Below are 8,337 nucleotides of genomic sequence, written 5' to 3'. Positions count from 1 at the left end.
CTCCATATAATCTGAATCGGCTATTTTTAACAGGTACTATACCTGTTATTCCCAGTATTTTGACAGACTCAATGAAACCCCACTATATTTACTCTGTCAAAGGTTGCATTTACTTTGACCGCTCACCGTATTCACATAGTATTTGACGAAAGCTACCGCGTATATTATCCTAATTATATTAAAGGAAACGATGAATCTTTCAAAATGGAATTTTATCATGCAAAAGATTAAATTGATGCCGGATTATTGGGAAAGCGAGGTTGAAAAGATGGCAAAGCTGATGGAAACAAAACTGGGAAATGTAGAAATATCAGAAGATGTTATAGCTACGATCTCAGGTGCGGCGGCAATCGAGTGCTATGGATTGGTGGGTATGGCTTCAAGAAAGATTTCGGACGGCGTTTCAGGTTTGCTTAAAAGGGAAAACTTATCCAAAGGGGTGAGCGTCACCCTTCAGGAAGAGGACTTGATCATAGACCTTAACATCATTGTGGGATACGGAATTAAAATATCGGAGGTTGCCTCCAATGTAATGGACCGGGTCCGTTACACTGTCGAGACAATGACAGGTCTAAAAGTGGCTGAAGTAAACGTAAATGTTCAAGGGGTAAGATTTTTAGAATAGTTGAGAATACACTCAGATGATCTTAGGATGAGTAGGAGGATAAATTTTGAAAGCCGTGTCGGACACTATAGCTCAAAAAATTGACGGAAACGTATTAAAAGATATGATAAGGTCGGGGTCTCGTCTGCTGGAGCAAAGGAAGAAGGAAATTGATGCTTTGAATGTATTTCCGGTCCCGGACGGGGATACGGGTACAAATATGAATTTGACATTCAAAGCAGCATCATTAGCAGCAGACAAGGTAACGGGCAATTCTGTGCATGAAGTCGCAAGTGCCGCTTCTACAGGTTCCCTGATGGGTGCTAGGGGGAATTCAGGTGTTATTTTGTCTCAGATCATGAGAGGGATTGCCAGGGGCTTGGAAGGTCTTAACGAAGCAAATGCTCTCCAGATGGCTCATGCGCTGCAAACCGGTGTTGAAAGCGCGTACAAGGCAGTAATGAAACCGGTCGAAGGAACAATTCTTACTGTATCCAGGGAGACTGCCCGGGGTGCATATCTTAAAGCAAAAAGCGGAACGACTGATATTCTGGAAGTTTTGAGGGCTGGTTGTGAAAAAGGTGAAGAGGCGCTGGCCAGGACGCCTGAGATGCTGCCTGTTCTGAAACAGGCAGGTGTGGTTGATGCCGGCGGTCAGGGCTTCCTGACTATTCTATACGGCTGGATCTTGGCTTTGGAAGGCAAGGAAATTGGTTATGCTGAGGTACAGCAGGAGGAGGTCCAGATTCCTGCGGTTTCAGGTATTATTGCCGTTGGAAGCTTGGAATTTCCATATTGTACTGAGTTTCTGGTGAAAGGAAATGGCCTTGATCCCGATATTATAAGACAGGCACTCCTGGACAAAGGTGACTGCTTGTTGGTCGTGGGCACGGAGGATGTGGTCAAGATCCATATTCACACCCGGAACCCCGGACTTATTTTGGATTATGCCATCAAATATGGTTCTCTGCATGAAGTTCAGATTCACAATATGCTTGCCCAGAATGAGCTGGCTGCCCATCAGGCCAAAAATGTGCCTGAAAGCAGTGAAGCTGCTTATACCGGCGGGCTTGAGGATGCTTCATCAGGGGCTCCTGCAGACCAGGCGGCTTCGGCCGGGACAACAAAGGTCAAGGACTATGGGATCGTTGCCGTCGCCATGGGAGAAGGTATTGCCCAAATCTTCACCAGTCTGGGTGTCGATGAGGTTGTTTTCGGCGGTCAGACGATGAATCCGAGTACCAGTGATCTTGCCGAAGCGATTAGGAAAGTTCCCGCCCGCCATATTTTCCTTCTGCCGAACAACAGTAACATCATCATGGCGGCCGGTCAGGTCAACGAACTGATTGAAGACAAGGAAATCTACGTTATTCCGACTAAGACAATACCGCAGGCGATCGCTTCTTTACTTGCTTTCAATTCCGACAGCCTTCCGGAGGAAAACGTTCAAAATATGACAACGGCATTCAAACAGGTAAGTTCGGGAGAAGTAACTTATGCAGTCAGAAATTCGCAGTATGGCGAGCTGGAGATTGCCGAAGGGGATATTCTTGGCCTGATTGAGGGAACAATAAAGACGACAGGCAGAGATATTCTCGACGTTGCCAAAAATGTTCTGGAGGAAATGAATTGGCGCGAAAAGGATCTTGTCACCATTTTTTACGGTAAAGACATGGCTGAAGAAGATGTAAGCCTGCTTACGGACTGGCTTAGCGAGGAAAAACCGGAGATTGAAGTCGAGGTTTATTCAGGGAAACAGCCATTATATTATTATATTCTCGGGGTTGAATAAACAAAAAAACTTCGGCTTCGGCCGAAGTTTTTTTTATCCAAGCCGGTTTCTCGATGTAGGTCTTCGAAAGCATCTTGTTAGGGCAGATCTCCTAAGCCAATCTGCTAGGGTAAGTCTGCATGCCACAATACCGCTTTCGGCTATTGCGTCTTCCTTGACGCAAAAAGCCACACTACGCCATCCAGACTTACCCTAGCATAATGGTTTTGTAAGTAACTAAGCTATCGTAAATGTATGAATGAAAGAGAAAAGATTACCCCAAGTTATTACTGAAGGAAGGTGAGCGGGTGAAGGTTGGGAGTGTTTTTGATTTGCTGGGGCCGGTAATGGTCGGGCCATCAAGTTCCCATACGGCGGGGGCGGTCAGGCTTGGTCTGATGGCTGCTAAAATACTTGGCGCCGAAGTGAAGCAGGCCCGTATCCAGCTGCACGGTTCTTTCGCTGAGACGGGGAAGGGACATGGAACTCATCTTGCCTTGACAGCAGGGCTGCTCGGGATGAAGCCGGATGATAGCCGGATCAGGGAGGCTTCGAGGATTGCACTAGAGGCTGGGATGGAAACGGTATTTGAAAATGTCAATCTGGGTGATGTACACCCGAATTCGGTTCGTTTCCTGCTAACCGGCTGGGGTGGGGAAAAAGCTGAAATCAATGGTTCATCGCTGGGCGGCGGGAAAATTCTGATTACTGCGGTTAATGACTTTAACGTGGAGTTTACCGGGGAATATCCTGCCTTAATTGCGATCTATATGGATTACCCGGGAATGATAGCTGAAATAACCAAACTGCTTGCGGGCAAAGGAATCAATATTGCCCAGATGAAAGTATCCAGAGAAGGCAAAGGGCAAAATGCGCTGGCGGTTATTGAGACGGATGAGCCGATCACGGATATTCTTAGCAGCGAAATGAAAAAGATGCCGATGATCGAGCAGGTGATGTTTATTGAACCCATCATAGACATTTGACGCGGGGGGTTGACAGATGCGTTCTTATGGTGAATTAGTGGAAAAAACCGAAAAGCTTAATAAAAAAATCAGTGATATGGTTCTTCAGGAGGAATGTCTGAGGACAGGTATACCGGCTGAACAGCTGTTAAAAAAAATGAAGAACCATTATGCCGTGATGCGGGAATCAGTTGAAAGTGGAATGACCGGAGAATGGAAATCATTGTCAGGACTTGTAGGAGGAGAAGCTGCTCTTTTGGAGAAATATAGAGAAAGCGGCAAGTCGATTCTGGGTAATCTGGTGAACAAGGCAGCAGCCAGAGCAATGGCCGTAGCTGAGGTAAACGCCGGTATGGGCAGGATCGTTGCAGCACCGACAGCAGGATCGTGCGGCGTGTTGCCCGCTGTACTGCTGACAGTTCAGGAAATGTCGGATGCAACGGAAGAAGATGCCGTTCAGACTCTTTTTACATCTGCCGGCCTTGGGATGGTCATTGCGGAAAGAGCTAGTGTCTCAGGTGCAGAAGGCGGGTGTCAGGCTGAGATAGGTTCAGCGGCTGCCATGGCTGCAGCGGCAGCAGTGGAATTGTGCGGCGGATCGCCCGATCAAACAGCGCAGGCAGCAGCATTGGCTTTGAAAAGTTTTCTTGGTTTAGTCTGTGACCCTGTAGCCGGGCTGGTCGAGGTGCCCTGTGTAAAAAGGAATGCCATGGCAGCAGTTATAGCATTAACCGCAGCCGAAATGGCTTTGGCTGGAATCAAAAGTGCGATCCCATTGGATGAGGTCATTGATGCAATGGCTTCAATCGGCAGGGAGATGTCCTGCAGCCTTAAGGAAACGTCCCGGGGGGGACTCGCCGTCACTCCTGCGGCTCAGAAATATAAAGATCATTTGGCAAGGTGAGAATGTGCTGCAATCAGATCATTGGCGAAACAGCGTGAATAGGGCGATGAAAGCCGAGGAAAAACAGGGATTTATTAATACAGGCGCAGTCGGCGGCTTCAGCAGCTTTTTACTGGACTTGCTTGCTGAACTGGACGGTGTTTTTTCCGCGGAAAACCTCGCCTCAATGCAACGAATAGCAGAAGAGTATCATGAAGTCAGCCCGTATAAACGACGGGCTTTATGGCGTGAACTCCAGGAACTACTGGATAAAACAACATCTTCAGATGCTCCTGGACTAGCTTCTGGAGCAATCTGCGGAACAACATCGGAAGAAGCATCAGGAACCTTTCGTACCACAGAGAAAGTCTTAACCAGCCTTGAAGTTCAGACAGGAAGCATCTGTCATCCCCAAAATCTGCAGTATATCAAAGGTGTCGGACCGCAAAGAGCCAAACAGTTCGAAAATATGGGGATTTATACGGCTGAGGATCTTCTGCGGCATTATCCGCGCAAATATGAAATCCGATCGAAACGGCGGATTCAGGATATTCAGGACGGGGAGTATGTTACGATTGACGGGATTGTAACTGGAAGCCAGGTTACCAAAGGCAAAGTCAAGGTCGTCAAATTAAATATTAAACAGGACGGCAGAAGCATTCATGCCGTCTGGTTCAATCAAATACATATTCCAAAACAATACCCGGACGGAACAAAGGTCACTGTGACAGGAAAAGCACAATGGCGCACCAGGATCCCGGAATTGCTTGCGTCCGAAATCAGGAAAGGACTTTACGAGGGTCCTGCTCAAAAAATGGTTCCAGTATATTCGGAAACAGCCCGTCTCAATTCGAAAACTATCCGGGAGATCATCCAGGTTATTTTGCCGCAGGCTGACCGAATCTTTGACGAGTTCTTTCCGTATGAGGAAAATAATTTGATGGAACGGCGACAAGCCATCAAAGAAATTCATTTTCCGCACTCCGCAGAAACCCTGAAAAAGGCACGTGAAAGACTGGTCGTTGAGGAAATCCTTCTGCTTCAGCTGGCGTTGGCTAGGCTTCGTTCCCCCGGGCCTCAGAAAGCAGGTCTCGTTTTAAACCAGGGTGGAGCTTTGGTCCAAAAATTTGCTTCCGGGCTTCCTTTTCGGCTGACCGGTGCCCAGCAAAGAGTCATCCGGGAAATATTCCGAGATATGGGGAGCATTGAAAAGCCGATGGCCCGTTTGCTTCAGGGCGATGTTGGATCAGGTAAAACCGTGGTAGCGATGGCTGCCCTGCTGCAGGCTGTGGGCTCGGGTTTTCAGGCCGCTATGATGGCGCCGACTGAGGTGCTTGCCCAGCAGCACTATGAATCGCTGCAGGCCGCATTTGAACCTTTAGGGGTAAAAGTTGTATTCCTTGTCGGGAACCAGAGTAAGCCTGAAAGGGAACAAATCTTAGGGCAGATTTTGAGCGGAAAAGCGCAGGTTGTCGTCGGAACCCAGACCCTCATTCAGGAATCCGTCCGGTTCAACGCCCTCGGTCTTGCCATTACCGATGAACAGCACCGGTTTGGCGTCAGACAGCGGACTCTATTGCAGGACAAAGGCGAGAATCCGCATGTCCTGGTGATGACCGCTACCCCGATCCCGAGGACGCTTGCGCTGACTTTATACGGCGATCTTCGGCTTTCGGTGCTAGACGAGCTGCCTGCTGGCAGGAAGCCGATTATCACCAGGAAAATTTCAGACCGCAGCCGCTCTAGCATGGAAAAATTTCTGAAGCAGCATGTCGCTGCGGGTCGGCAGATCTATGTCGTTTGTCCGCTTGTCGAGGAAACAGAAAAATCGGATTTTGTTTCAGCAACCCAAAAGGCTGATGAATTAAGCCGCATTTTTGAAGGAAGCAGTGTTGCGCTTCTGCACGGAAGAATGAAAGGACAGGAGAAAGAGGAGATCATGCAGCGCTTCCGACGCGGGGAGATTGATATCCTGGTTACGACAACTGTCGTCGAAGTCGGAGTCAATGTACCGAATGCGTCTGTGATGGTGATCGAGGATGCTGAAAGATTCGGGCTTGCCCAGCTTCACCAACTTCGCGGAAGAGTCGGACGCGGACAAGAACAGTCGTATTGTCTTCTGATCAGCAATACCCGGGACAGTGCCCGGCTGAATGTTCTTTGTGAGACAGAGGACGGCTTCCGGATTGCCGAGGAGGATTTGAAGATCCGGGGCCCGGGAGAGCTGCTTGGGCTTCGCCAGCATGGCGTACCGGAGTTAAAGCTTACAGACCTGGGAACTGACGGAAGACTGGTTGAAAAAGCCTATCAACTGCTTCAAAAGGTTCTGAAAGATCCTCAGAAATACGAAAAAGCCTATCAGGAAGTCAGCCGCCTTTATCCCAAAGAAAAAATCGGAGTGAATTAGTGCTGAGAACAATTTTATACTAATAAACAAGTCACAGTACGTATGATTTTTTTGCACAGGCTCATACTATTCCTTGTCGGCACATTCCAGTCACGGATTGATGCAGAACTTTCAAGGAGGCAGAGGGTATGACAGAGGCGAAAAAAGATACGGCAAGTGAATTGGAAAATCTTAAATATGAAATTGCGCAAGAGATGGGTCTTCCCCAGAAAAAAACAAAAAGAAAAAGTAAAAACAGAGAAGACGTAAAGAATAAAGAATAAAGAATGGCGAATAACGAATTACGAATTACGAATTACGAATTACGAATGACGAGATACGGAATAAAAAACCTTCTGTTGAAGCATTGATTGATATGCTGCAACAAAAGGTTTTTTAGTTACGGTTAAAGGATATGTTTCTCTTATAATCATTATAGTTATTCGGGTCGATGTAAAAAGTAGATTGTTTAATGAAGGTAGGTCTCAAAATTATGGCTGTCAATTCCGGAATGAATGCTCTGGTTGATTGCTGCAGCAATAATTTTAGCGCTTCTTTCAATTAATTCATCGACTTCCTTGGGTGTAACCATCAGGCTGCCCTCGTAGGGCGACAAGGCTTTCTGCATGACATTCATCAAAACCTGTTCATTTTCCTGTTGATAGATTTTGGCCAGGGAAGGTTCGGATTCCATTTGTTCAAAAAGCTCTTCGATGGTCTTATGCGCGATGATTGCAGCATTGACAACAGTGGGAACGCCGATAGCAATGACTTTGCAGCCAAGGGTTTCTTCATTGAGCCCTTTGCGGTGATTACCAATTCCGGAACCAGGATTGATCCCGGTATCCGCTAATTGAATGGTTGTGCCGATTCTATCCAGTGCACCTGCGGCTAGGGCATCGATCGCGATCACGTAATCCGGGCGGACATGTTCAACCAGTCCGCGGATTACCTCCGCCGTCTCGATTCCGGTCAGGCCAAGCACACCAGGTGATATCGCTGACACTTGGCGCATTTTCCCCTCAATTTCTTCGGGGGTATAATGAAAAAGGTGACGGGTGACCATGATTTTCTCGACAACTTTGGGCCCAAGCGCGTCTGGAGTTGCCTGCCAGTTGCCAAGACCAACGATCAAAAAACTGGTATCTTCCTTAAAATTAAACAATCCGGCGAGATGCCTTGCTAATACTGCAACGATTTTATTGTGCTGCTGGTAGTTGTTTTCTTTGATATCCGGAGCATCAATTGTAATATAATTTCCTTTAGGCCTGCCCAATTCTTTTTCGCCTTTGGCATTTATGATTTGAATTGCGGTGACAGTTGCCTCTTGAAGTTCTTCTTTTTTCATGATGACGCCCGCTATCTCCTGGCCGCTTTCTCCCCGCAGCAAGTCATGGGCTTCCACCGCCAGGTCGAGAGAAATATTCATTTTTTTTAGAAAGCTTGATTTGTTCGATAATTTCATATCGGCAGCAGCTCCTTTTTAAATCTGTTTTAGTATGTTGGATTTCTAACACAGATATTCAAATAAGGAAGATTGATGAGTAAAAAATAAAGTGGCAAATTCAAATTGCGTATCAAATAAAATATTAATTGGAGATTCAAGTCGGAGATTCATTAGATACTGGAATGGAATAATATGTTTTTCGTTTGGAATCAGATATGATATACTTAAAAAATGGGAGTATCCTGTAAAAAAATATTTAAATCAGGTTAGATCACTGTATA

7 protein-coding genes are annotated in these 8,337 nt (G+C 46.7%); 6 read left to right on the top strand and 1 reads right to left on the bottom strand.

The genetic code is table 11. The features are described from left to right. Window positions 1-268 precede the first annotated feature (268 nt). The 6 genes from OKX56_RS00690 (at window position 269) to OKX56_RS00665 (ending at window position 6,893) form a co-directional block, all read left to right on the top strand. Window positions 269-625, top strand: a complete 357-nt coding sequence (locus OKX56_RS00690; RefSeq protein ID WP_025205365.1) for an Asp23/Gls24 family envelope stress response protein — start codon at window positions 269-271, stop codon at window positions 623-625. A gap of 46 nt (window positions 626-671) precedes the next feature. Next, window positions 672-2,396, top strand: coding sequence for a DAK2 domain-containing protein (locus OKX56_RS00685; RefSeq protein WP_019225662.1), 1,725 nt, complete (start codon window positions 672-674; stop codon window positions 2,394-2,396). Window positions 2,397-2,683: 287 nt separating this feature from the next. After that, a complete protein-coding gene (sdaAB, locus tag OKX56_RS00680) occupies window positions 2,684-3,361 on the top strand; it encodes an L-serine ammonia-lyase, iron-sulfur-dependent subunit beta (protein WP_025205366.1) in 678 nt (225 codons plus the stop codon). A 16-nt stretch (window positions 3,362-3,377) separates the two neighbouring features. After that, the gene (sdaAA, locus tag OKX56_RS00675; RefSeq protein ID WP_019225661.1) at window positions 3,378-4,244 is read left to right on the top strand and encodes an L-serine ammonia-lyase, iron-sulfur-dependent, subunit alpha; all 867 of its coding nucleotides are present in this window, start codon (window positions 3,378-3,380) and stop codon (window positions 4,242-4,244) included. 4 nt (window positions 4,245-4,248) lie between these two features. Next, the gene (gene recG, locus OKX56_RS00670) at window positions 4,249-6,630 is read left to right on the top strand and encodes an ATP-dependent DNA helicase RecG (protein ID WP_019225660.1); all 2,382 of its coding nucleotides are present in this window, start codon (window positions 4,249-4,251) and stop codon (window positions 6,628-6,630) included. Between the two features lie 128 nt (window positions 6,631-6,758). Further along, window positions 6,759-6,893 carry a small, acid-soluble spore protein, alpha/beta type gene (locus tag OKX56_RS00665; RefSeq protein ID WP_019225659.1) on the top strand — a complete coding sequence of 45 codons (135 nt, stop codon included), beginning with the start codon at window positions 6,759-6,761 and terminating at the stop codon, window positions 6,891-6,893. 185 nt (window positions 6,894-7,078) lie between these two features. Here the strand turns inward: OKX56_RS00665 and gpr are convergent, their stop codons facing one another. Then, the gene (gene gpr / locus OKX56_RS00660) at window positions 7,079-8,074 is read right to left on the bottom strand and encodes a GPR endopeptidase (protein ID WP_019225658.1); all 996 of its coding nucleotides are present in this window, start codon (window positions 8,072-8,074) and stop codon (window positions 7,079-7,081) included. Between the last annotated feature and the right edge of the window lie 263 nt (window positions 8,075-8,337).

The sequence above is a fragment of the Dehalobacter sp. genome, assembly GCF_030063005.1.
Lineage (GTDB): Bacteria > Bacillota > Desulfitobacteriia > Desulfitobacteriales > Syntrophobotulaceae > Dehalobacter > Dehalobacter restrictus.
Note: the sequence above shows the minus strand (reverse complement) of the source record. Positions and strands in the feature narration are given on the sequence as shown.

What these genes read in the sequence shown, in the direction of transcription:
- gpr (WP_019225658.1), bottom strand. Translation starts at nt 8,074, where the DNA reads ATGAAATTATCGAACAAATCAAGCTTTCTAAAAAAAATGAATATTTCT.
- OKX56_RS00665 (WP_019225659.1), top strand. Translation starts at nt 6,759, where the DNA reads ATGACAGAGGCGAAAAAAGATACGGCAAGTGAATTGGAAAATCTTAAA.
- OKX56_RS00690 (WP_025205365.1), top strand. Translation starts at nt 269, where the DNA reads ATGGCAAAGCTGATGGAAACAAAACTGGGAAATGTAGAAATATCAGAA.
- sdaAA (WP_019225661.1), top strand. Translation starts at nt 3,378, where the DNA reads ATGCGTTCTTATGGTGAATTAGTGGAAAAAACCGAAAAGCTTAATAAA.